At 34.0% G+C, this 22,579-nt stretch carries 27 protein-coding genes; 15 read left to right on the top strand and 12 right to left on the bottom strand.

What is annotated here, in order from left to right; all coding sequences use genetic code 11:
- Positions 1 to 2 precede the first annotated feature (2 nt).
- The 3 genes from SAUT_RS08610 to folP are packed head-to-tail and all read left to right on the top strand — an operon-like array spanning position 3 to position 2,294.
- The gene (locus tag SAUT_RS08610) at positions 3 to 551 is read left to right on the top strand and encodes a HobA family DNA replication regulator (RefSeq protein ID WP_013327498.1); all 549 of its coding nucleotides are present in this window, start codon (positions 3 to 5) and stop codon (positions 549 to 551) included.
- Complete coding sequence (locus SAUT_RS08605) at positions 538 to 1,155, top strand: DNA polymerase III subunit delta' (RefSeq protein WP_013327497.1); 618 nt, start codon at positions 538 to 540, stop codon at positions 1,153 to 1,155. The genes SAUT_RS08610 and SAUT_RS08605 overlap by 14 nt, the downstream gene beginning before the upstream one ends.
- Positions 1,155 to 2,294, top strand: coding sequence for a dihydropteroate synthase (gene folP / locus SAUT_RS08600; RefSeq protein WP_013327496.1), 1,140 nt, complete (start codon positions 1,155 to 1,157; stop codon positions 2,292 to 2,294). Before SAUT_RS08605 ends, folP begins: the two co-directional genes overlap by 1 nt.
- Here the strand turns inward: folP and SAUT_RS08595 are convergent.
- From SAUT_RS08595 to SAUT_RS08555, 9 genes are all read right to left on the bottom strand, one after another.
- Entirely contained in the window at positions 2,275 to 3,921 is a 1,647-nt protein-coding gene (locus tag SAUT_RS08595) for an inorganic phosphate transporter (RefSeq protein WP_013327495.1), read from the bottom strand. The two genes, folP and SAUT_RS08595, sit on opposite strands and share 20 nt — an antisense overlap.
- On the bottom strand, positions 3,921 to 4,472 hold the full coding sequence (locus SAUT_RS08590) for a peptidylprolyl isomerase (RefSeq protein WP_013327494.1): 552 nt from the start codon (positions 4,470 to 4,472) through the stop codon (positions 3,921 to 3,923). Before SAUT_RS08590 ends, SAUT_RS08595 begins: the two co-directional genes overlap by 1 nt.
- Before the next feature lie 10 nt (positions 4,473 to 4,482).
- Entirely contained in the window at positions 4,483 to 4,872 is a 390-nt protein-coding gene (msrB, locus tag SAUT_RS08585; RefSeq protein ID WP_013327493.1) for a peptide-methionine (R)-S-oxide reductase MsrB, read from the bottom strand.
- Between the two features lie 152 nt (positions 4,873 to 5,024).
- Entirely contained in the window at positions 5,025 to 5,309 is a 285-nt protein-coding gene (locus tag SAUT_RS08580; RefSeq protein ID WP_013327492.1) for an HU family DNA-binding protein, read from the bottom strand.
- A gap of 59 nt (positions 5,310 to 5,368) precedes the next feature.
- Entirely contained in the window at positions 5,369 to 5,602 is a 234-nt protein-coding gene (locus SAUT_RS08575; protein ID WP_013327491.1) for a hypothetical protein, read from the bottom strand.
- 4 nt (positions 5,603 to 5,606) lie between these two features.
- Positions 5,607 to 5,846, bottom strand: a complete 240-nt coding sequence (locus tag SAUT_RS08570; RefSeq protein ID WP_013327490.1) for a helix-turn-helix domain-containing protein — start codon at positions 5,844 to 5,846, stop codon at positions 5,607 to 5,609.
- Between the two features lie 202 nt (positions 5,847 to 6,048).
- Positions 6,049 to 7,722 (bottom strand): flagellar assembly protein A, encoded by a 1,674-nt coding sequence (locus tag SAUT_RS08565; protein WP_013327489.1) that lies wholly within the window; start codon positions 7,720 to 7,722, stop codon positions 6,049 to 6,051.
- Positions 7,723 to 7,725: 3 nt separating this feature from the next.
- A complete protein-coding gene (locus SAUT_RS08560; RefSeq protein WP_013327488.1) occupies positions 7,726 to 8,376 on the bottom strand; it encodes a hypothetical protein in 651 nt (216 codons plus the stop codon).
- Between the two features lie 25 nt (positions 8,377 to 8,401).
- The gene (locus SAUT_RS08555) at positions 8,402 to 9,037 is read right to left on the bottom strand and encodes a hypothetical protein (RefSeq protein ID WP_013327487.1); all 636 of its coding nucleotides are present in this window, start codon (positions 9,035 to 9,037) and stop codon (positions 8,402 to 8,404) included.
- 89 nt (positions 9,038 to 9,126) lie between these two features.
- Here SAUT_RS08555 and fbaA point away from each other — a divergent pair, with 89 nt between their 5' ends.
- A complete protein-coding gene (gene fbaA / locus SAUT_RS08550; protein WP_013327486.1) occupies positions 9,127 to 10,206 on the top strand; it encodes a class II fructose-bisphosphate aldolase in 1,080 nt (359 codons plus the stop codon).
- Here the strand turns inward: fbaA and SAUT_RS08545 are convergent.
- On the bottom strand, positions 10,203 to 10,550 hold the full coding sequence (locus tag SAUT_RS08545; RefSeq protein ID WP_013327485.1) for a hypothetical protein: 348 nt from the start codon (positions 10,548 to 10,550) through the stop codon (positions 10,203 to 10,205). The two genes, fbaA and SAUT_RS08545, sit on opposite strands and share 4 nt — an antisense overlap.
- Before the next feature lie 51 nt (positions 10,551 to 10,601).
- On the opposite strand from SAUT_RS08545, the gene cmoA reads away from it, so the two are divergent.
- The 9 genes from cmoA to SAUT_RS11295 all read left to right on the top strand — a co-directional run bounded on the left by cmoA (position 10,602) and on the right by SAUT_RS11295 (position 18,713).
- Positions 10,602 to 11,309, top strand: a complete 708-nt coding sequence (cmoA, locus tag SAUT_RS08540) for a carboxy-S-adenosyl-L-methionine synthase CmoA (RefSeq protein WP_013327484.1) — start codon at positions 10,602 to 10,604, stop codon at positions 11,307 to 11,309.
- A gap of 150 nt (positions 11,310 to 11,459) precedes the next feature.
- The gene (locus tag SAUT_RS08535; protein WP_169302259.1) at positions 11,460 to 12,371 is read left to right on the top strand and encodes an efflux RND transporter periplasmic adaptor subunit; all 912 of its coding nucleotides are present in this window, start codon (positions 11,460 to 11,462) and stop codon (positions 12,369 to 12,371) included.
- On the top strand, positions 12,371 to 15,418 hold the full coding sequence (locus SAUT_RS08530) for an efflux RND transporter permease subunit (RefSeq protein WP_013327482.1): 3,048 nt from the start codon (positions 12,371 to 12,373) through the stop codon (positions 15,416 to 15,418). Before SAUT_RS08535 ends, SAUT_RS08530 begins: the two co-directional genes overlap by 1 nt.
- Positions 15,419 to 15,568: a hypothetical protein gene (locus SAUT_RS11385; RefSeq protein ID WP_013327481.1), complete on the top strand. Its 150-nt coding sequence runs from the start codon at positions 15,419 to 15,421 to the stop codon at positions 15,566 to 15,568.
- A gap of 64 nt (positions 15,569 to 15,632) precedes the next feature.
- Positions 15,633 to 15,842, top strand: coding sequence for a hypothetical protein (locus tag SAUT_RS08525; RefSeq protein ID WP_041675224.1), 210 nt, complete (start codon positions 15,633 to 15,635; stop codon positions 15,840 to 15,842).
- A gap of 62 nt (positions 15,843 to 15,904) precedes the next feature.
- A complete protein-coding gene (locus SAUT_RS08520; protein ID WP_013327480.1) occupies positions 15,905 to 16,432 on the top strand; it encodes a phosphatase PAP2 family protein in 528 nt (175 codons plus the stop codon).
- Positions 16,433 to 16,539: 107 nt separating this feature from the next.
- The gene (locus SAUT_RS08515) at positions 16,540 to 17,196 is read left to right on the top strand and encodes a response regulator transcription factor (RefSeq protein WP_013327479.1); all 657 of its coding nucleotides are present in this window, start codon (positions 16,540 to 16,542) and stop codon (positions 17,194 to 17,196) included.
- Positions 17,186 to 18,466, top strand: coding sequence for a sensor histidine kinase (locus SAUT_RS08510; RefSeq protein WP_013327478.1), 1,281 nt, complete (start codon positions 17,186 to 17,188; stop codon positions 18,464 to 18,466). Before SAUT_RS08515 ends, SAUT_RS08510 begins: the two co-directional genes overlap by 11 nt.
- Before the next feature lie 64 nt (positions 18,467 to 18,530).
- Positions 18,531 to 18,713, top strand: a complete 183-nt coding sequence (locus SAUT_RS11295) for a hypothetical protein (protein ID WP_148218522.1) — start codon at positions 18,531 to 18,533, stop codon at positions 18,711 to 18,713.
- Between the two features lie 32 nt (positions 18,714 to 18,745).
- On the opposite strand, the gene SAUT_RS08505 is transcribed toward SAUT_RS11295, so the two are convergent.
- Both SAUT_RS08505 and nth read right to left on the bottom strand, forming a co-directional pair.
- Positions 18,746 to 18,997, bottom strand: a complete 252-nt coding sequence (locus SAUT_RS08505; RefSeq protein ID WP_013327477.1) for a hypothetical protein — start codon at positions 18,995 to 18,997, stop codon at positions 18,746 to 18,748.
- 25 nt (positions 18,998 to 19,022) lie between these two features.
- On the bottom strand, positions 19,023 to 19,664 hold the full coding sequence (gene nth, locus SAUT_RS08500) for an endonuclease III (protein WP_013327476.1): 642 nt from the start codon (positions 19,662 to 19,664) through the stop codon (positions 19,023 to 19,025).
- Positions 19,665 to 19,725: 61 nt separating this feature from the next.
- Here nth and SAUT_RS08495 point away from each other — a divergent pair, with 61 nt between their 5' ends.
- Together SAUT_RS08495 and SAUT_RS08490 are read left to right on the top strand one after the other, a co-directional pair.
- Complete coding sequence (locus SAUT_RS08495; protein ID WP_013327475.1) at positions 19,726 to 21,690, top strand: response regulator; 1,965 nt, start codon at positions 19,726 to 19,728, stop codon at positions 21,688 to 21,690.
- 55 nt (positions 21,691 to 21,745) lie between these two features.
- Positions 21,746 to 22,576, top strand: a complete 831-nt coding sequence (locus tag SAUT_RS08490) for a peptidylprolyl isomerase (RefSeq protein WP_013327474.1) — start codon at positions 21,746 to 21,748, stop codon at positions 22,574 to 22,576.
- Positions 22,577 to 22,579 lie beyond the last annotated feature (3 nt).

Genomic DNA, 22,579 nt, shown 5'->3' with positions numbered 1-22,579 from the left:
ATATGCCGGATTTTGCACAATGGAGCTTAGATGCGATAAGAGAAGAGGGCGGCAGTCTTAGCTGGCTTGAAGAGTACCGCTTTGAATGGTCTAAAACAACGGCATTTGCATTAGAACAAATTCTCAACGGTAAAACAATTATTTTAATTACTGATGAAAAACGAAAATGGTTTGAAAATTATATATTAAGTTCTATAAACGGACTGCTTTTAGAGCGACCGCTTATTCCCATTATCAGTATTGACAACATTTACACACATTACAACAGTGTAAGTGGTGGAGAAATAATAGATATTATAGATGATATGATTTCTCTTTCTTATAAAGATGATTATTTCTTTTGGTATATCGGTAAAGGTGATGACAAACGTAGTGATATAGCTAAAAGAAAAGATGAGAGCTATTTTTGGATTTTTGATGAAGATTTCAATAATGCTTTTACACTTAAATCTTATGATACAGATTTGGATATTAAACTTTTACAGCTCTACAAACTCTTTGATGCTTCACTGAATGCAGCAATGTTTGGAGAGGTTGATGCAAGCTCATAACTCAATGAAGGGGCATATCCTTATAGCAAGTGAGGTTGAAGCCGCAGTTGAAAAACTTGAAAATGAGTTACATGGTTTTAGAGTAGTAAAATTTGTAGAAGACAACTTTAAAATAGAGCATGCAAAACTTGTTACTGCTGAGGCATATATTAGTGAATCACAAACGAAGTATATTATTATTGGAGCTTCTGAGTTTACAGATGTAGCTCAAAACTCTCTCTTAAAACTTTTAGAAGAACCGCCAAAAAATATTGAGTTTATTATTATTTCTCCGACAAAATCTAATTTACTCCCAACTGTACGTTCACGTCTGCCAATTTTAAAAACAGAGTTCCATCATGCCAATATGGACTTAGATATTAAACTTTCACGACTTGATTATAAAGAGGTGTTTGCATTTTTAAAAACACATGCCAGAGTCGGTAAAATGCAGGCAAAACTTTTAGTTGAGGCTCTTTTTTATCGTGCTACCGTAGTTGATAAGCTAATACTGACACCCTCGCAGTTAGATAACTTTGACAAAGCTTACCGCTTGCTTGATTTAAACTCACGTCCGCAAAGTGTTTTAGCAATGCTGTTGATGAGCTTTGCACAGGAGCGATAATGCAAGTAGAAAAATTATCGAATGACATCAATATAAAAGAGCAGCTCAAAAAGCTCGGTGTTGATGAGGGCGGTATCAATATTTTAGCATCTAAAGCGACTACACATATTCTTTATATACATGACTTACATGTAGGAGCTGCAAATATTTTAAAACAGGATGCGCTCTCTATTGGTGCTGATTTGGCAGTGCCTCGCGGGACAGTTGTTGCGGCAAAACCAAGAGTTGACTGTATATTAATAGCAAACACAAAACAGTTAAGAACTTTGGCAAAAAAGGAGTTGGCACAGCCTTTTGCACTCAAAGAACTGGCGAAAAAATTAAAAGAGTTTATACAAATACAAAAGCCTGAATCTATTGATATTATGGGTATTATCAATGCAAATGATGACAGTTTTTATGCCAGAAGTAGATTTAAAGATAGAGATGCAATACAAAGTATAGAGCAAATGATAGAAAAGGGTGCAACGATTATAGATATTGGAGCTGTATCTTCCAGGCCAAATGCTCCTGTAGTGAGTGTGGAAGAAGAGTTGGCCAGAATAGAACCTCTTTTGGCGCTCATAAAGAAAGAAAAACTTTATGAAAAAGTGAAATTTAGCTGTGACAGTTATGAGCCTCAAGTACTGCAAAATGCACTAGAAAGTGGTTTTACAATTATTAATGACATTACAGGTTTACAAAATGATGAGGTCTGCAGGCTTTGTGCATCATATGATGCGGCAGCTGTGATAATGCATATGCAGGGTAATCCGCAGACGATGCAGAAAAATCCGCATTATGATAATATTTTGAGTGAGGTCTATGATTTTTTTGATGAAAGAGTGCAAAAAGCTGAGAGTTTCGGTATTAAAGATATTATTCTTGATGTTGGGATAGGCTTTGGAAAAACACTTGAGAACAATCTTGTACTGTTGAAAAATCTTGAGCATTTTTTAACACTGCAAAAGCCGCTTTTAGTCGGAGCATCCAGAAAGTCCATGATAAACAAAATCAGTCCCTCTGATGTAGAACAAAGACTTGCCGGCACATTAGCCCTTCACCTTGAAGCACTCAAAAACGGTGCTTCAATTTTAAGAGTGCATGACGTGTTTGAACATGTTCAGGCACTCAAAGTCTTTAGAGCATTATCCCTCTAATCATAAAGTAAAGCATTGCAGCAAGTACGGCAGCGGCAGGAACTGTTACTATCCAGGCGGCTATAATTTTTTTAATAGCATCTCTTTTTACATATTCAACTTTTTTAATTCTTTTGATATGTTTTTTGGTCGCTTTTATGAGCTTTTCCTGCTCTTTTATGTTTTCATACAGTGCTACAAGCTGCTTATAATCAGCTTCACTCTTTTCGCTTTTTGTTTCTAATGACTTTGCATTGTCTTTATATGAATTCAGTACTTTTTTCTCGTCATGTAAAGCATCTGTGTCTTCTTCTATCGTTACAGTTGGAATGTCCCTGTGTAGATACTCTCGTAAAAATCCGACACCAAAGACACCACCTATGGCGATATGTGTCGAACTTACAGGCAGTCCGAGTTGTGAAGCAATAATCACAGTGATAGAAGCAGCCATAGCTATACAAAAGGCTCTAATCTGGTCAAGTTCTGTTATTTCACTGCCGACTGTACGGATAAGCTTTGAACCATAGAGCGCAAGACCGATGGCAATACCAAAAGCTCCGACACCCATAACCCATAAAGGAATACTTGCTTTTGTAGATATGCCTCCGTTTACAATGGCATCGTTAATGGCAGCAAGCGGACCGATTGCGTTTGCAACGTCATTTGCTCCATGTGCAAAACTTAAAAGTCCTGCTGCAAATATAAGAGGAATGGTAAAAAGTGTGTTGACAGATTCTCTAGAGTTTTCTATCACAGTATGCTTTGCATTTAATTTTTTTCTTACTGCAAAATAAACAGGAATAGAGATAATAAACCCTAAAACAAGAGCCGTTGAAAATGTCGGCTTATGTGTTACTTCTATGTAGATGAGAGGCAGTATATTTAAAGTCTCAACAACCTGCGGCCATACTTTTTTAAGGCCTTTGAGTACAATATATGTTATAAAAGCCCACGACATAATGGCTACAAAAAGAGGGACATATTTTTGTGCTGCTTGAATTTTATCATCTTTAAAAACAATAGATTTTTTAATAGCAAGCAAAAAGAGTGCTGCAATAATTCCGCCTAAAACAGGGGATATAACCCATGAAGCAGCAATTTTAGCCATTGTGCTCCAAGAAACGATACTAAAGCCGGCAGCTGCAATTCCTGCACCCATAACACCTCCGACAATAGAGTGTGTAGTTGAGACAGGCGCTTTCATCATTGTAGCAAAGTTCAGCCATAAAGCACCCGCTAAAAGTGCAGCCATCATTGCCCATATAAAAGGATCAGGATTGCCGCCAAAAGCAGAAATGTCAATTATGCCTTTTTTAATGGTTTTTACAACTTCTCCGCCTGCGATAAGAGCCCCGGCTGCTTCAAATACAGCCGCTATTACAATAGCCATTGTCATAGTCATTGCGCGTGAACCAACGGCAGGACCAACATTATTTGCTACATCATTGGCGCCGATGTTCATTGCCATATAAGCACCGATGAGTGCTGCAATGGAGAGGAAAAGATTATTGGAAACTTCTCCGTTACTTAAAATAGTATATGTTGAAATTGCAACGAGGAAAAAAAGAGCAAGTCCTAATCGTACAAAATCAGGTCCGTTTCTTTTTAGAGCTTCATCTTCAAGTTTTTTTATTGTTTGTATTTCCATTATTTATCTTTTATATAGGCTTTTATAATCTCTTGACGTTCAAGGGGTCTATCTCCACCAGAATGTCCCGAAGTGGCTACATTATTTAACTTTTCTAAAGTCTGCATAGATTTTTGATCTACAACTTTTCCAAAAATTGTATATCCGCCATTGAGCCAAGGTGTTGGAGCCGTTGTAATGAAAAATTGACTGCCGTTTGTATTTGGTCCTCTGTTTGCCATTGCCAAAATACCTGGTTTGTCAAAAATAAGATTTGCTTTGAATTCATCTTTAAAGTCTTTATGCCAGATACTTTCACCGCCTCTGCCGCTCTCAGTCGGATCACCGCCTTGAATCATAAAATTATGGATAATCCTGTGAAATGCCACACCATTGTAATAGCCCTCTTTTACATGAGTCATGAAATTTTCAACCGCTAAAGGTGCAACGTTAGGAAAAAGTTCAAGTTCTATATTTCCTTGGTTTGTTTGCAAAATAACATGCGGGTTATTTTCTCCTGCAAAAAGTGCAGTTGAGCATAGTAATAATAATGCAAGTAAAATTCGTTTCATAATAAGCTCCTTATTCTTCCTCTTTAAAGTTTAAACATACAGAGTTGATGCAGTAGCGCATACCGGTAGGTTCGGGACCGTCAGGAAAAAGATGTCCTAAATGGGCATCACAGCTACTGCATCTCACTTCTGTTCGAATCATACCGTGAGACATATCTTTAATCTCAGTAACAGCACCCTCTATTGCTTCGTAATAGCTTGGCCAGCCTGTTCCTGAGTCAAATTTTGTAGTTGATTCAAAAAGCGGGGCACCACAACAAATACATTTGTAGGTACCATCCTTTTTATTATCGTAAAATTTTCCAGAAAACGGTGCTTCAGTTCCATGTTGACGACAGATGTAAAAAGCTTCTGGACTGAGTTCTTTTTCCCATTCATCTTCACTTTTTGTTACTTTCATTGAATTTCCTTTAATTTTTGTATGCAAATTTATATTGTATAGTATATCAAGTGTATTTGGTTTTATATATAAAATGAGTATTTTATTGAAAAATTGAGGGGAATAGAAAGATCAAAAGAGTACTACCTATTACAAGTAATACTCTTGAATGATTATTTACCAGCTGCAACGCGGTCTTTAAGACCTTTACCAGCTTTAAATTTAGGAACCATTTTATCTTGAGTAGTATAAGTTTTATCAGTACCTGGAACTTTACCAGTTTTACCTTTTTGTAGTGCTGCTGCAAAACTACCAAAACCTACTAGAGAAACATCTTCCCCTTTTACTAATGCTTCGATTACCGCTTCAGTAAAAGCTTTGATTGCATTTTCAGCTTCTACCTTAGTTTTGTAGTTCCCGTGCTCTTGTACTAATTCAACGAATTGTGCTTTATTCATAAATTTACCCTTGGATTAAGATTTGCCCTGAAATAATTCAGCTAGAGATACTTTATAGTTTATTTGCTTAAATTTTTCTTCTTTTTGCTGTATTTTAGTAGAAATTGTGATATTTTTGTTTCTTTTAGTCCATATTTAGCCTGTTTTAAGAGCTTTTTGAAATTCAGAGTAGTTTCATGCGTCATAATTAAAGCTGATAAATCTTTAATTTTTTTGTATTTATTTGTTGATGTATGTATAGATAAAAACACATCTTCAAGACCATCCCTTTCATTTTTAGTCAGTACACCCATTACGCTACTCCTCTAACTTATTGATTTTTCTTACAGCTCTAATGATTTCATCATCATCCAATTTACCTAACATCTTCATAACGGTTGCAGCCGCCTGAGGTTTTGCACGCCCCAGTTTCCAGTCTTGATATGTGCGCATAGAAATCCCTAGACTTTTTGCCATATCTTTAAGGGAAATTTTTTTCCCATTATTTTGAGACTCTATTGAGTTATGTAAGATATTAAATAAATCATTAATTTGCATAAGCAAGATTATACGGATTTAATACTTAAATATACATTTTATTTAATATAAATGTTCAAATATAGTATGTTATATATTATATATAGTGTTAAATATAAAATTTTAACTATATATTACAATGTAAACAATATATTATACACGGTTTTCCGTATAAAATTACTATAGTTTGTTCCAATATATAGAAAAATAAAAATATTTTTACTTATTCTTCTATGACTATTGATTTTGCGACAGGATGGAGGGTGATGATATTTTCTTTCATCTCAAGATAAAAAGGAGTGTAGAATTGTGCATCTGTTTTATATGATATTTCATGAGATTCATCTATTGTAAATACAATATTGTTGAGACCTCTAAAAGGTTCTTTTACAGTAATAGTGGCGTTTTTGTAGGAGTTTTGTATTGCTTTTTTTTCATTTTTTAGAGATTGGATCTCTTTTTTTAATTCTTCAACTCTGCTTAGGCTGTGTCTTTTTGCTTCTTCCAGCTTATATTTAAGATCTTCAAGATCACTCTCTATAAATTTTATTTTACTCTCTAATATTGGGATATCGCGGTAATTGATTTTAAACAGGTTATCTTCTCCGCTTACAAGGCGCACGGTAATCGAATTTGAAGCATAAACCTTCAAATTGTTTTTAACATGCCCTATAGTGACATCTTGTGCATATACTGCGCCGCCTATAGAAGATTCAATATCCACAGTGGTCGCATAAACGACACCGCCTTCAAGGAGTTTTATTTTTCCTTCATGGCATCTTAGCGTGCCTTTATGTCTGTTAACGCTTGCATATTTTGCATATTGTATGGAATCTTGGTGTGTGGCACCATCAATTTCCAGTGTTACAGCTTCGAGACGACTCTTTGCACCGACAAAACCATCTACATGTATTCTTTCTGAAACAAGAATGACTCCCTCTTTGATTGTATCTCGATTTGTATCATGTTGTGTGACTACAACTTCAATATTATTATCCTCCAAGTCATCGACGAGGTCTCTATGTCTTGAAATTTCACTAATTTTAATGCGGTTATCAACAAGTAATTCTTTGCCGTCATAATGTATATAACCGCGTATTTTACTAATATAGCGTTTTGTTGTTGTATTTTCTTCGATTTTAATAGAGTTTTCATCAACTCTAGCCTGTAAATCATCTACATTATTGGCAAAAGCTGTATCTATATACTCCCCAAAAGCATTCAATCCGTTCTGCCCGTAAATAGGTTTTTTGTACTCAACAAGTACTTCATTCTCTTCTACTTCAACCACTTCGCTCTTATGCTCTTTTTCTTGAAACCAAAATATAAGTTTGCTTGGGCGTGTGATAAGAGGGGTTATACCGTTAAAGAGCGGAATTTTTACTCGTTTGATAAATTTTCCCGCATAGATGTATTTTACTAAAAGTTTCAGATACTTTTTCATATCTTCATCAAATATGTTGATGAGTATTTGATGATATGCCTTAATCTTATTGAACTCTCTAAAAAGTTTTTTCAACAAATCAATGGGCTTATATGTTTTGTAAGGAATTTTTGAATCTGGTGATAAAATGAGCGTAGGATGGGTGGAGTATTTTGAATAATCAATAGTATACTCAAGTTCTAGTTCTGTTTTCTCTCTTTGCATAGCTGTAATAGTATAGAGCTGATGAAACTCGATATGTTCATTAAGGATTCTTTCTTTGTCCATATAACTCTTTTGTACATCTTTGCTGTAGAGTTCAAAAGATTCGGTCGCATTACTTTTTATATAAGTGTCAACCTTATTAATAAGGAAATCACATTCTGATGGAGAAATAAGATTTTCTTCTGCAAAAATATTTAATGCTTCTGCTATATACCTCGTTTTTATGATTTTATTTTCTATTTTTGGCATTATTTAATACTCGAGTAAATCGCTGTAATCATATTTGGCAAAATCAAGGTAGAGCTTACCATTTTGTTTGATTACTCTGACATCACTGTCATAAACTGCCAAAAATCTTTTTTTAATGATTTTTCTCTGGTAAGGTTCTAACTCAAGTGTTTTAAGGTAGCTTTTGAGCTCGACAATCTTATTTTCCTCTTCTACATCTATTGCTTTTTGCGTTTGAGGTAAAGGTTCAACATCATGCACGGTATTTGTACTTTGGGCAAGAAGTTTTGTGTTAAGCAGTTCTAGAACTTGTTTTAACTGTTCATCTTTTGTACTATAGACTTTTTCTATTTTACTCATCTCATCGCGAAGCATTTGCTCTTTGTCATCTATAAGTTTGTCTATTTTTTCTTCTAGCTGTACAATTTTAGCTTTGAGCTGCAGGTTCTCTTTTTGATACAATGATAAAACCATTGCAACTGTTGTTCTTGGTTTTGCCGGTGATTTACTTGGAGATGATGGCTGTGCCTGTTTTTGGGGGACTTCATCAGGAACGATTATATAGACAGTATCATCTTCAACAATATAGTTTAGTTTTTTGGTACGAAGTTTGGAATTAATCATCTCTTTTGACATTTTGAATTTTTTTGAATACTCATCAAGTGTCAGTTTCATTCATCTTCCTTTCTTTAATGCTTGTTTAAAATTTATAAATTGGAGGGATAATTATACCCGATTTTCTCAGCCATACACGGTATCCCTTCTTTTCATTGTTGTGTTTGTCTTTAAATCTGTAAAGCGGTGATTTTTTGAACTCTCTTTCTATGAGTAGTTGATTATACTCTTTGTGCACAGTTATGAAGCGCTGAAAGTTGTAATATGCCTCATCAGAAATCATTACCGTTGAAATATTGAAGTCTTTAAGCTCTAAATATCGGGCACAGTCGTTAAGTCCTGTTCCTATAAAATTTTTATGCCCTAAAATATCTGTAAACTGGTTGATTTTCCCTGTATGAGCAGCTATACGTAAGCCTTGAAAATAAGAAAATTTTTTTGAAATTTGTTCTGAAAAATGATTAAAACTCAGTCCAAGAATTGTTCCATAGCCTCTGAACTTTGGTGTGAGTATGCAATAAAAGCCGTCACCAGTGGGAATATAGCCCAATATCAGTTCGCTCAGTGGAAGTTTTGCATTCTCTAGTATCCGCTCAATAATCTTTTTGTAACTACGTGTTAAAAAGTTGATGATTTCAAGCTGCTGTTTTGTGGTGAGTATAGAAAAATTAATAATATCTATGAGAACAATATCTGTATTAATTTCTGTTTTGCTACTCATTCTCAAAATCCTTTGGTGTATGATTTTAGCATAAAGTTCTTTTAAATGAACTATATATTATAATTTCAAAAATTATGTAGGGAATTATTATGAGTAATGGTGTATTGGATATTGTTAAACCTGGAGTTCTTTTCGGTGATGATGTTTTAAAGGTATATGAACATGCTAAAAAGGTCGGCTTTGCCATACCTGCCGTTAATGTGGTAAATACAGACTCCGTCAACGGTGTTTTAGAAGCTGCCGCAAAAGCTAATTCTCCTGTTATTATACAGTTTAGTAACGGCGGTGCTTCTTATTATGCAGGGAAAGGTTTGAATAATGACGGTGAAAAAGCGGCGATTGTCGGTGCTGTTGCCGGTGCGATTCATACACATATGATGGCAGAAGCATACGGTGTTGCCGTTATTTTACATACGGATCATGCATCGAAGAAACTGCTTCCATGGATAAATGCTCTGCTTGAAGCAGGTGAGAGTTATTATAAAACACAGGGTAAACCGCTTTTTTCTTCTCACATGCTTGACCTCTCCGAAGAGTCTTTAAATGAAAATATTGGTACATGTAAGGCTTATTTGGAGAGAATGAGTAAAATCGGTATGAGTATTGAGATAGAACTCGGCTGTACAGGCGGAGAAGAAGACGGTGTTGACAATACGAACATTGACAATGCTCTTTTATACACGCAGCCAGAAGAAGTCGCACTCGCGTATAAAGAATTGAGTGAAATTTCTTCAAACTTTACTATAGCAGCTTCGTTTGGAAACGTGCACGGTGTTTATAAACCGGGTAATGTACAGTTGACGCCTAAAATTTTAGATAATTCACAAAAATATATTCAAGAGAAATTCCATACAGAAGAAGAACCTGTAAATTTTGTATTTCACGGTGGTTCAGGGTCACTTCCTTCTGAAATAAGCGAAGCCATCGGGTACGGTGTTGTGAAAATGAATATAGATACCGATACTCAATGGGCAACATGGGACGGTGTTCGCAAATATGTAGAAAAATATCACGATTATCTTCAAAGCCAAATCGGAAACCCCCAAGGCGAAGATAAACCGAATAAAAAATATTATGATCCTAGAAAATGGCTTCGTGCAGGTCAAGAGAACTTGGTCGAGCGTGTGATTCAAGCCTATAAAGACTTAAATGCGATGGATAGAAACTAAGTATTGAGTTTTTTATGAATATCCTTGATACTTTTTGTATCGGGATTTTTTATATAATGTATATGTAAAAGCTGCTTGAGTTTGTTTTCGTTAAACCTCCAAAAGTGTTCGACATCAAAATCTTCATGCTGTGTCACCATCTCAATTAATTCTTTTTCTGTGAGTTCTCCATTGCTTCCTTTAATAATTTTTAAAATCAAACCTATTAACTCTGTTTGTGCCTGAGGCGTTGTGTCATCATCATGCAAAGCCTTACTTGGCATGAATTTGTAGACTTTCCATATACTTACTATAAGTGCTAAAACAAAGGCAATCATCATCCATGAAGAGAGCGATATATCCATAAATATCCTTTTTTTACTCAATTATAGGCTTATTTTGATAAAATTCTATTTATGAATGATAAAGTATTTGCAAAACCGATAAAAAAACAGTTTGAATTTGATGAAGAGGTTGCAGCCGTCTTTGATGATATGCTTGAGAGAAGCGTACCCTTTTATAAAGAGTCTCAGAAAATTACAGAATTTTTTGCCCTCAAAAACTTGAATGAAAACGGGAGAGTATATGATTTGGGCTGTTCAACGGCATCAACACTGCTTAATATCCATAGAAAATTATCAACGAACGCAGAACTCATCGGTCTTGACAACTCTGAGGCAATGTTGCAACGTGCGAGGCAGAAATGTGAAGCATACGGTGCGGATATTGAAGTTTGCAATGCTGACATACTTGAGTACGACTACAAAGAGGCAGATGTTTTTATAAGTAACTATACTCTGCAATTTATCCGTCCCCTTGTACGCGAAGAATTAGTAAAAAAAATTGCAGCTGCATTACAAAAAGAGGGTGCTTTTATATTTAGCGAAAAGGTAATTTCTCATCATCCAAAACTCAATAAAGAGTTGATTGAATGCTATTATGATTTTAAAAAGGAACAAGGCTACTCAGAGTATGAGATTATGCAAAAACGTGAAGCTTTGGAAAATGTGCTTGTACCTTACAGTGAAGAAGAAAATATAAAAATGGCATTAAATGCAGGTTTTTCTCATTGTGAAGTACTTTTGAGATGGGCCAATTTTGCTACTTTTATAGCTTTAAAATAAGAGAAAATTCATTTTCATTTCATCTTCTTTGTATATTATTGAAGTAAATATATACAAAGGCTAATAATGTTTCAAAAAATAATACTTGTTTATCTCCTTTGTATCCCTGTTTTTGCTTCGTCGGTTTCTGTTAGTATTATTAAACCTAAAATGAGCACAATGTCATCTACTATAGAAGTCAACGGTAAAGTTATTTCAAAAAGCAGGTATGCATTAACAGCAAAAATATCAGGTATTCTCCATTGGAAGATTTCTCAAAACAGCACTGTAGCTAAAGGTGATATTATTGCACTTGTAACTAATAAAACAAGAGATAAAAAGTTGCAATATCTGCATAATAAATTAAGCTTACAAACAAATGAACTCAACTTTTTTAAGACAAAACTTCAAACATCACTAGAAAAATATAAAATGGGTGTCGCTTCAAAAAACAGTTATCTTAGTGACAAAATTGCTTATGAACACTTAAAAGAAATTTACCATAGCACGCTAAATGAGTATAACCTGCTTCTTTTAGAACAAAAAAATGCACTTATTAAAGCACCACACAATGGAGTGCTTACAAATTTTGTGTCAAATAATTCTTATATAAATTATGGAACAACTATAGCAATGCTGCTTGATGAAAATAACTATGTAAAACTTTTTGTAGACAGCAGTTATGCTGTAAAAATTAAAAAAGAAATGCAAGTACAACTACAAAGCAGCTACAAAAATTGTTTTGCAACTATCGTCAATATTCTTCCAAAAACTTCTAATAACCTTATGGAACTCATTGCTAAACCGGCTGAGAAACTTCCTTTGAATCTACAACTTACAGCTAAAATCATCTTAAAAAATCTCAATGGTATTCTCATAGCAAAAGAAGCAATAGTTCTTGTTGATAATCGTCCGGCAGTTTATCTTATAGATAAAAACAATATCGCCCATCTCGCTTTTATTGAGATTCAAAAAGATATGCTGCAAAATGCTCTTATCAAAAACACACTTCCAAAAGATGCAAGAGTAGCACTTAAAAATGCCTATATGCTTCATGATAACTTGAGAGTGAGTGTGAAGTAATGCAAGAGAAAAAAGGTTTTTACCTCTACATACTCAAAAATAAACTAGCGATTATTTTAATTATTACACTATTAACTTCTGTTGGGTACAAAGTCTCAACTACTATTCCACAAGGAGTATTGCCCAATATCTTTTTTCCACGTATTGAAGTAAGCATTGACAATGGGCATGCCCCTATTTCACAGATGCTTTACTCCGTTACAAAGCCAAGCGAAGAAGCCCTAAAGAGTGTTCAAGATGTACAAAAGATAGTCTCTTCTACCTCAGTCGGAACAACTGATATTAATATCTACTTCAACTGGAGTATAGACCCTTATCTGGCTTATCAACTCGTTCAGGCTCGTATGGCGGATATTAAAAACTCTATAAGTCCAAACGCCAAAATAACAATTAAACAGGCAACACCGAGCATGTATCCTGTTTCTATTTATGCCATAGGTTCAGACAGTGTTTCTCGTGCAAGATTGACGGAAAAGCTTTATTATGAGTTAAAACCTGTTATGCTTGGAATCGATGGAGTATATGATATACAGATGAAATCTCCTGCATGGAGTGAGTATAAACTTATACTTGATGGCAAAAAAGTAGCAGCGTATAAATTAAATATAGATGATATTATCACACAGTTAAAAGCCCAAAACAGTATAGATTTTTTGGGACTTATTAATGATAAACATACTCAGTATATTCTTTCACTCAATCAAAAAAGAACCAATGCAAATGATTTTTTAAAATTAAATATATCTCTTGGAAATGGTAAAAGTATAAAACTGAGTGATATTGCACTGCTTATAGAGAGAGAAAATCCTGTTAAAGAGATTTCTGCTGTAAGTGGCTTTAAAAATGCTGTTGTATTTGATTTGCTTCGTCAGCCAAATGCAAATGCCATAGATGTTCAAAAGGCCTTTAATAAAAAAGTAGATGCACTCAATAAAAAACTCGCCAAAGACGGCATTAAACTTAAGAAGTATTATGATGGTACTGTTTTTATCAAAAAAGCTGTAAGAAGTGTTGTTGATGCCATAGTAATTGGTTCATTTATAGCTGTTTTAATCATATTTTTCTTTTTAAGAAAATTTACACTCTCTTTAGCTGCACTTTTTATTATTCCTGTTACTTTTTTTATAACCATAATAGGTATGAAACTTATTGGTATTGATTTTAATATTTTTTCTCTTGGCGGTATGGTTGCGGCGATGGGAGGACTGATTGATCAAATGCTGATAGTTGTTGAAAATATAGAACGTCATTACGAAAACGGGGAGACAAAACGGAATGCCATTATCAAGGGATCTGGTGAGATTTTGCCTATTATGAGTGTTGCTACAACAATTTCTGTTTTAATATTTGTTCCTCTTTTGCTTGTCAGTGGCATAGTCGGAGTCTTTTTTAAACAATTAGCGATAGTTTTGGTTATAACTTACTTCATCTCCCAACTAATAGCGATTTTTTTAACTCCTGTAATAGCATATATAATGCTTCCAAAGGAACAAAATAAAAATGAAGATTTTATGCAGAAATATATAGATAAATATATAAATTTTATGCGTAAAAGTTTTAAGCACTCTTGGGTTTCAATTCCATTAATTATAGCTTTTTTAGCTACGTCGGCAGTTTTATATCTTCATATTCCGTCAGCTTTCCTGCCACAATGGGATGAGGGAAATATTGTTGTTGATTTGGTTTTACCAACAGAAATAACACTCAATCAATCTCAAGAAGAGTTTGATGAAATAGGTATGATACTCAGTAAAATACCAGAGGTAAAAAATTGGACTATGCGCATTGGAACCGGACTTGGAAAACTAAATATTCCCATAAATCAGGGTGATTTTTTAGTTACGCTCAAAGCAAATCATAAACGCAGCAGTTTTGAGGTAATAGATGATATACGCAAAAAGATTGAAGCACAAATACCAAATATTGTAGAACTTGGACTTTCACAGGTACTTGAAGATAGACTTGGTGATATTATGGGTGCAGATGCACCTATTTCTGTGCATCTGTTTGGCTCAAATCCCGAAGAGCTCATTACCCAAGGTTACAAGCTGCAAAAAGTTCTCAGAAAAATAAAAGATGTGGAAGAGGTAAATGTTTTAACATCGTATGCTTCTCCTGCTATTAATATAAAAGCAAAAAGTATCGCACGTTCACGCTATGGCATAGATGAGGCGATGATAAGAAGTCAAATCAGTGCACTTTATTATGGAAAAATTGTGGCTTCTGTGGCAAATGGTGAAAAACTTATTAATCTTCGAGTTTTAATGAGCAGACCAAATATTGATCCTATTGCATATTTGAAAAAAGATCTAAAAATTTATTCACCAACACTAAAACAAAGAATTCCACTTAAAGAGTTGGCAGATATCTCTTATGAAAACAAAGTAGCCGAAGTCAGTCATTATAATCTGTCTCCGGTATGTGTATTGGGTATTCGTTTTACCGGGAATGATATGAGCGGCGTTGTTGCCAAAATTAAAAAAGAGATGAACAATGCAAAAATCCCTGATAACATTACAACTGAAATCAGCGGATTTTATAAAGAACAGCAAAAATCATTTAAACAGATGAGTTTAGTTATACTTTTTGCTGTCACTATCATTTTTATCGGTCTGTTGCTAAACTTCAGCTCACTCCGTATCGCTGTTGCTATTGTTACTGCACTTATATTAACATCTACCGGAGTATTCTTAGCTTTGTATTTAACACATAAGCCTTTGGATATTATGGCTTTTATGGGTGTTTTAATTGTTTTAAGTATTGTTATAAACAATAATGTATTGATATATGATTTTTTTCAGATGAACTTAAATCATCAGACCTGTGAGATAGAACAACAGCTCGATGCACTTGCTTTAAGGGCAAAACCGATTCTTATGACTATGGTGTCAAATGCTTTGGCACTGCTGCCTATCGCTCTTGCTATTGGAACAGGTACACAAATCATTCAAGATTTGGCTATTTCCATCATGGGAGGATTACTTTTTGCTATTGTTATAAATTTATATATTATTCCGCTCTTTTTTCATTTTATAAGGATTCGCTAGATGAAATATATATTCTTTTTATTTTCTTGTGTGACACTCCTGTCTTCTCAGTCTTACAATGAAATAATACTAAAAGAGATTCAAAATATAAACCCTACAAACCAAAAATTTTCATTTTTGCATTTAAAAACAGCTATTTTATCATTGTAGATGATGCCGATGATGAAGGACTGGGTTTAAAGCAATTTTCTTGGCTTAAGCAGGAGTTGCGAAAATGCTCAATAAACTGTTTGAGAGGTACAATGTGACGAAGCTCTTTTGCTCTCATATACATGCTTATTATCATGGGATTTGGCATAAAACTCCTTATATCATTTCAGGCGGTGCCGGTGCACCCTTAAAAGACGGAGGATTTTTTCATTATATTAAAGTCACAGTTGAGAATGAAAACATAAGCTATCAAGTGATAAAAATAACACCATAGCTTTTCATTTTTATTTCATTTTCACATCATAAACTTCTTCATCAAAATAAAGTGAGGATTTTATGAAAAAGTTTATTATATCAATTGCAATTTTGCTTGAAATGAGCAATTGGCTCTATGCAAAAAGTGCGACAGAATCGATAGGTGATATTTTATCAATTGCAATTCCTGCCGGAGCTTACGGCACATCTCTTTATCTTGGTGATAAAGATGGACAGATGCAGTTTTATAAAAGTTTTGGCTCAACTATGGCTGCTACATATATTTTGAAATATACCGTAAGAGAAAAAAGACCAGATAGTAATAACAAGGACTCTTTCCCCTCAGGTCATATATCAAGTGCATTTGCCGGGGCTAGTTTTATACATAAACGCTATGGATTAAAATATGCAATTTTGCCATATATTGCAGCTGCATATACAGGTTACAGCAGAGTACATGTAAATAGACATCACCCAATCGACGTATATGCCGGAGCCGCACTCGGAATTCTTTCAAGTTGGTATTTTGTTACACCATATAAAAACTTACAAGTTACACCAATTGTAGGTAGTGATTTCAAAGGATTGAGTTTAAGTTATAAATGGTAAAACATAATATGCTCTCAAATGAGACAAAAGCAATTGTTCAAATTTCATTTTCTCCTTTTTCTTGCTTTTGCCTCATTTGAGGGCATAAAATTAGGTACAATTAAAAAATGAAACTACTTATCATAGAAGACGATGAAAATATTCTCTCTTTTTTAAAAAGAGGATTTGATGAAGACGGATACATTGTTGACAGTGCCTTAGACGGTGAAGACGGGGAGTATCTAGCAGGTATGAACTCTTATGATGTAATCATTATGGACTGGATGTTGCCATACAAAAGTGGGATTGAGATTACAAAATCTTTGCGAGAAAAGAAGATTACAACGCCTATCCTTATACTCAGTGCAAAAGGCGAGATTGAAGATAAAGTTACGGGTTTGCAACATGGTGCAGATGATTATCTCGCTAAGCCATTTTCATATAAAGAGCTTGTTGCAAGGGTTGAAGCTTTGCATAGAAGAGATATTTCAAACGGTGTCAATCTTATCACTTTAGGAAATATAATCATCAATAGCGATACAAAAACAGTGCGTAAAGATGATGAAAATATTGAACTCAGTGCAAAAGAGTATGAACTTTTACTATTTTTGATAAAACATAAAAACGGTTTTGTATCAAATGCAATGATAGAAGAACAACTTTGGAATAATCAAGAGTACATTAACTCAAATGTTATTCAGGTGACCATTTACCACTTACGAAAAAAGCTCGGAAAAGAGTTTATCAAAAGCAATAGAGGCATAGGATATAAAATTGCAGTTTAAATCTCTGAAAATCCGTATACTGCTTTGGTTTGGAAGCCTTGCATTTGTGGTTTTATCCTTATTCGCTTTTTCATTTAACTACTTTCTTAATCAAAGTATTGATAATAATATTAAAAGTAAATTGCAGCTCTTAGCACATAAAAGAGATAAAAAAATTCCAAATGTGGAAGTTTTAACACTTCATAATGGCACAATAGAAGACTCTACAGCATTGTTTTCACTTAAAAACTATAAAAAATACCTCAATCAAAAAGAAAATTTTTTTATAATCACACACACTGGCGATGATGATTATATAGATGCGCTCTATATAGACGAACAAGGTGTAAAAACAACTTTGATATTAAGAAAAAATATTGATAATAGGATAGAAAATTTTCAAGATGTACTGCTCTTTCTTATCCCGATTTTACTGCTGGCCTTTATATTTTTGGCAAGTAAAATGATAGATAAAATTCTTTTGCCCATAAACAAACTTATTAATGCCACAAAAGATATCTCGATTACAAAATTTACACAAGAGATAGAACTTCCAAAAGATGAAGATGAAATAAAAGAGCTGGTGCTCTCTTTTAATGCAATGATTAAGAGACTGCAAAACGGGGTTGAGAGATTGGACAGATTTAATACTGATGTTTCACATGAACTTAAAACGCCTCTTACTGTTATTCAAGGCGAGATAGAAATCGCATTGAGAAAACTACGCACTCCTCAGAAGTACGAACAGAGCCTAAAAACCATACAAAAACAATCAAAACAGATAGAACTTATAGTTAAACAGCTGCTTCTTTTAACAAAATACTCCAAAGAGAATATCAAAGAATCCTTTGAAAAGTGCTCTGTTGATACCTTACTGATGCAGGTTATAGATAAATTCCAATTACAATTTCAGGAAAAAAATCTCAAATTGCATATAGAAAAAATTGAGCCAATAAATATGCAGGCTAATCCAATACTAATAGAATCTATTTTTGTAAATCTCATAGATAATGCCATAAAATACACTTCAAAAAATAGAAATATTTACATTTCACTTTATCAAGATTCTAAAATTTATTTCAGTATAAAAGATGAGGGCATAGGAATATCAAAAGAGCATCTCTCAAAAATCACAGAACGCTTTTACAGAGCTGACAGCTCACGTAATAAAAAAATTGAAGGTTTTGGATTGGGTCTAAGTATTGTCAAAAATAGTGTTTTGATGCATGATGGAAATTTAGAGATAGAGTCTGATAAAGAAAATGGAACTACTGTGAAGGTGGTTTTTTAAATTATAGCTTAACAGCCTAATAATTCAAGCTCTTTCTCATGCTCTAATGAACCATGATGACGAAATGATAAAAAAGATAGCTTTAGTTTCACTCATTGCTTTGAGTGCAAACGCAGATATGACAAATTTTTATAAAGCAGCGCTTCAGCATTTACAATATGATAAAACCTATATATCGACAGTTGAACTCTCAGTCAATTACCTAAGTTCAAATCATCAATGCTATTGCAAGCGGGAGTGTTTATGAGCGAAGCCATAGTGATTTTACGGTCTCAAAAACTACCAAACATTTTTTTGAACTTTCGGTTCTTCTTTTACAAAAAGGCTTTTTACTTTTTTGGCACCTTTTTTTATCTCTTTACCCATAGTATCATAAGTGATGATGTCGTCTTCACCACACTCTTTATGGTAATATCCCTGCAGGTCATAGTACTCTTTGCAATCACTGTAGACTTTTGCAGAGATGCCGTGTTTATTTACACAACCGCTAAAAAGGATGCTAAGTAAAATCAGTAAATATATTTTAATCATAATGACTTCTAAGCACTTTGCATACCTAAACTTTGAAACTCTCTTTTGTTTTACAAAATTGGGTTAAAAAACACTCATCGCACTTTGGATTTTTGGCGGTGCATATGTATCGTCCAAACAAAACCATTGCCTGATGGAGTACATGTAAGTCAGTTTTAAATTTTTTTACCAAAGTAGCTTCTGTAGCTTTTGCGGTTTTATCATCACTGAGACCGAGTCTGTGTGCAACACGAAAAACATGGGTATCCACTGCCATAAGATTTGCACCGGTATATTCTATCATCACAACATGTGCCGTTTTTTGCCCGACACCGGCAAGTGTCTGCAAATCTTTTTCATTCATCGGAATTTCACCGTTATAAACCTCTACAACACGTTTTGCCATAGCAATAAGATTTTTTGCTTTATTATTAAAGAATGAACAACTGTTAATAAGTTCTTTAACATCTTCAATAGCGGCATTTGCCAAATCTTGAGGTGTCGGATATTTTTCAAACAGGAGAGGCGTAATAAGATTGACTCTTTTGTCAGTGCATTGTGCTGAGAGTGCAACTGCAATGACGAGTTCATAGGCATTTTTATAGTGAAGTTCCGTCACTGCATCGCTGTAACGCTCAATAAAGCGTTTTTTAATCTCTTGTATCTCTTTTTTTGTTGCTTTTTTCATAGATGTATTTTAGCAACTTATATGTTATAATCAAAGCAATGACTTATCATAGGAGAAAAATATGGGTATATTTTCACTATTTTCAAAACAAAAAAGCGTCCATGTGTATGATGCAAGCAGGAAAAAAGAGACATTGCTTTCACAGTTGGACAAAGATTTTTTTGCCGAAGTGGCTGACAGCAGTGATACGATGATGCTCTATTTTCTGCATGGCGAGGGATGGATAGGTGCTAATAAAACTTTTTTTAATACTATGAATTATTATGATATAAAAGATTTTAAAAGAGAAAATGAAAGTATTCGCGATATATTTTTGAATGAGAGTGAAGAGATATTTACAGAGTCTGACAAAAGTTGGCTGGATTATATTAAAAAATATAAAAGTGATGGTTATAGAGTGAGTATGACCGATGAAAAAGGGAATTTGTTAAGTATAGAAGCTAAATGCCATAAATATTCAAAAAACACTAAACTGTATATTTTGGAATTAAAAGATATCACAGATTTGCAAAAAGCAAGAATGCAAACAAAAGAGGTTGAAAAGTTAAAAACAAAGTTCTTGTCCAATATAGGGCATGAATTCAGAACACCGATGAACGGCATTTTAGGTTTTATAGAATTACTTAAATCCACTGATCTTGATGAACATCAAAATGAGTATCTTGATATGATTGATTATTCTTCAAAGAATTTAATGAATAACATTGAAACCTTGTTAGATTTATCACAGCTTCAAAGCGGACGTCTTGAAGTAGAGTTAGAACCTTTTAACCTGCTAGTTGAAATGGAAAAACTCATTTATACATGTTTTGATAAAGCTAACAATAATGGTGTTGGGGTTATGAGTTTTATTGATCCAAAACTGCCTCAAGAATTAGAGGGAGATGCGAAAAAAATCTTGCAGGTTATGCGTTCTATCATTCAAAATGCGATTAAGTTTACGCCGCATGGCGGTAAAGTCATTATAGAGGTCAAACTTTTAAAACGACTCCAAAATGGAGCTTGTACCATTGGTTTTGGCGTAAAAGATAATGGTCAAGGGATGTCTCAAGAGCAGATAGCTCTCATGGATGAGCCTTTTACAGCGGGTAGTCATGCGGATGAGAGACTCGGAATCGGGTTGAGCCTTTCAAGTGGTTTGGTAAAACTGATGGACTCTGAACTACGAATAAACAGTGAAATAGGCAGTGGTACCTATGTGAATTTTGTTCTTAATTTTAAAGAATCAAGAGGTCAAAATTATAAAATGATGCCGGGTAAAAAAGCCAAAGTACTTTTATTAGATAAAGAAAAAGTTGATGATGCTAACTTTCTAACTATATATCTGCGTTCATTTGCTATAGATGTAACCAAATCTTCTGAATTGAACGAAGATGTTTATGATGATATAGATGAACTCTATATTGTAGCGAATCAGGATGATTCTTCATGGATGCTTGACCTTGCAACCTACACGAAAAAAGCACCTGTGATTCTTCTTTTAGAAGAAGATGAAAAACTGCAAACGAAAATGACACATATTGTGGACGAAGTGATACAAAAACCATTATTGGCAAGTTCTGTCGCCAAACATCTTTATATGGCAAACAGTTTTAAATACACAAGCGATGATGAAAATCAATTAAAAATCAAAGACAAAATTGATGCTTTGGTAGTGGAAGATAATTTGATTAACCAGCGCCTCATTAAAATACTGCTTCAAGAGTACAATATCAAAGTTTCTACTGCATCAAACGGACTTGAGGCTGTTAAAATGTATAAAAAGAAAAAATATGACATTATTTTTATGGATATAGATATGCCTTATATGAACGGAATTGTTGCGACAAAAGAAATTAAAGATATGATGCTTCTCAAATCACAAGCTCCTATTGTTGCACTTACTGCGATGGCTATGGAAGGGGACAAAGAGATGCTTTTAAAAGAAGGTCTTGATGATTATATTTCAAAACCGCTTACACGGGAAAAGTTAGAATATATTTTAGACAAATATCTTAAAATAACACATGAAAATGAATCTGTTTAATAACTATTAATATATTGCTATTAAACTTCTTCTTATCAATCTATAAGGAACTATAATGAATAAAGTTACAATGTTATTATCTGCATTGCTATTGACCGGCTCAATTGCATCTGCAAAAACATTAGTTACAGTAAACGGAAAGGCAATCACGCAACAAGATGTTGACACAGAGCTTATGAATGCGACACAGGGGCGATTTAACCAAGTACCGGCTGACCGTCAAGCTGCATTTAGACAACAGGTTCTTCAACAACTTATAGGAAAAGAGTTAATTTATAATGATGCTAAAAAATCTGGTATTATTAACTCAAAAGAGTATAAAAGTGAGTATAAAAAACTTGAGCAGAGAATGAAAAAAGAACTTGCAATTCAGGTTTGGCAGAAAAAACTTCTTGATAGTATCAAAATTTCAAATAAAGAGCTCAAAGATTACTATAACAAAAACAAAGAAGAGTTTAATGAAAAAGAGAGTGTGCATGCTCGTCATATTTTAGTAAAAGCAGAAGATGAAGCAAAGAAAATTATAGCACAGTTAAAATCATTAAGCGGTGAAAAACTCAAAGAAAAATTTATTGAGCTTGCTAAAAAAGAGTCAACTGGACCAAGCGGACCTAAAGGCGGAGATTTAGGATATTTTTCTAAAGGTCAAATGGTACCTGCTTTTAATGATAAAGTGTTTTCTATGAAAAAAGGTGAAGTGACGCTAAAACCTGTAAAAACGCAATTTGGATACCATGTTATTTATGTGGAAGACAAAAAACCATCTATGACTCGAAGTTTTGATGAGGTAAAAGCATTTATTGAGCAACGTTTAAAAATGGAAAAATTTAAAGCTGTAATGAAGAAAAAAATGGATGCATTACAGAAAAAAGCAGCTATTAAGTAGCTC

Origin of the sequence: Sulfurimonas autotrophica DSM 16294 (assembly GCF_000147355.1) — a bacterium.
Classification (GTDB): domain Bacteria; phylum Campylobacterota; class Campylobacteria; order Campylobacterales; family Sulfurimonadaceae; genus Sulfurimonas; species Sulfurimonas autotrophica.
This window is presented reverse-complemented; position numbering and strand designations above follow the sequence as displayed.

Bases quoted from the DNA above. Each gene is read 5' to 3' on its own strand.
- SAUT_RS08610 (WP_013327498.1), top strand. From the start codon at position 3: ATGCCGGATTTTGCACAATGGAGCTTAGATGCGATAAGAGAAGAGGGC.
- SAUT_RS08605 (WP_013327497.1), top strand. From the start codon at position 538: ATGCAAGCTCATAACTCAATGAAGGGGCATATCCTTATAGCAAGTGAG.
- folP (WP_013327496.1), top strand. From the start codon at position 1,155: ATGCAAGTAGAAAAATTATCGAATGACATCAATATAAAAGAGCAGCTC.
- SAUT_RS08595 (WP_013327495.1), bottom strand. From the start codon at position 3,921: ATGGAAATACAAACAATAAAAAAACTTGAAGATGAAGCTCTAAAAAGA.
- SAUT_RS08590 (WP_013327494.1), bottom strand. From the start codon at position 4,472: ATGAAACGAATTTTACTTGCATTATTATTACTATGCTCAACTGCACTT.
- msrB (WP_013327493.1), bottom strand. From the start codon at position 4,872: ATGAAAGTAACAAAAAGTGAAGATGAATGGGAAAAAGAACTCAGTCCA.
- SAUT_RS08580 (WP_013327492.1), bottom strand. From the start codon at position 5,309: ATGAATAAAGCACAATTCGTTGAATTAGTACAAGAGCACGGGAACTAC.
- SAUT_RS08575 (WP_013327491.1), bottom strand. From the start codon at position 5,602: ATGGGTGTACTGACTAAAAATGAAAGGGATGGTCTTGAAGATGTGTTT.
- SAUT_RS08570 (WP_013327490.1), bottom strand. From the start codon at position 5,846: ATGCAAATTAATGATTTATTTAATATCTTACATAACTCAATAGAGTCT.
- SAUT_RS08565 (WP_013327489.1), bottom strand. From the start codon at position 7,722: ATGCCAAAAATAGAAAATAAAATCATAAAAACGAGGTATATAGCAGAA.
- SAUT_RS08560 (WP_013327488.1), bottom strand. From the start codon at position 8,376: ATGAAACTGACACTTGATGAGTATTCAAAAAAATTCAAAATGTCAAAA.
- SAUT_RS08555 (WP_013327487.1), bottom strand. From the start codon at position 9,037: ATGAGTAGCAAAACAGAAATTAATACAGATATTGTTCTCATAGATATT.
- fbaA (WP_013327486.1), top strand. From the start codon at position 9,127: ATGAGTAATGGTGTATTGGATATTGTTAAACCTGGAGTTCTTTTCGGT.
- SAUT_RS08545 (WP_013327485.1), bottom strand. From the start codon at position 10,550: ATGGATATATCGCTCTCTTCATGGATGATGATTGCCTTTGTTTTAGCA.
- cmoA (WP_013327484.1), top strand. From the start codon at position 10,602: ATGAATGATAAAGTATTTGCAAAACCGATAAAAAAACAGTTTGAATTT.
- SAUT_RS08535 (WP_169302259.1), top strand. From the start codon at position 11,460: ATGAGCACAATGTCATCTACTATAGAAGTCAACGGTAAAGTTATTTCA.
- SAUT_RS08530 (WP_013327482.1), top strand. From the start codon at position 12,371: ATGCAAGAGAAAAAAGGTTTTTACCTCTACATACTCAAAAATAAACTA.
- SAUT_RS11385 (WP_013327481.1), top strand. From the start codon at position 15,419: ATGAAATATATATTCTTTTTATTTTCTTGTGTGACACTCCTGTCTTCT.
- SAUT_RS08525 (WP_041675224.1), top strand. From the start codon at position 15,633: ATGCTCAATAAACTGTTTGAGAGGTACAATGTGACGAAGCTCTTTTGC.
- SAUT_RS08520 (WP_013327480.1), top strand. From the start codon at position 15,905: ATGAAAAAGTTTATTATATCAATTGCAATTTTGCTTGAAATGAGCAAT.
- SAUT_RS08515 (WP_013327479.1), top strand. From the start codon at position 16,540: ATGAAACTACTTATCATAGAAGACGATGAAAATATTCTCTCTTTTTTA.
- SAUT_RS11295 (WP_148218522.1), top strand. From the start codon at position 18,531: ATGATAAAAAAGATAGCTTTAGTTTCACTCATTGCTTTGAGTGCAAAC.
- SAUT_RS08505 (WP_013327477.1), bottom strand. From the start codon at position 18,997: ATGATTAAAATATATTTACTGATTTTACTTAGCATCCTTTTTAGCGGT.
- nth (WP_013327476.1), bottom strand. From the start codon at position 19,664: ATGAAAAAAGCAACAAAAAAAGAGATACAAGAGATTAAAAAACGCTTT.
- SAUT_RS08495 (WP_013327475.1), top strand. From the start codon at position 19,726: ATGGGTATATTTTCACTATTTTCAAAACAAAAAAGCGTCCATGTGTAT.
- SAUT_RS08490 (WP_013327474.1), top strand. From the start codon at position 21,746: ATGAATAAAGTTACAATGTTATTATCTGCATTGCTATTGACCGGCTCA.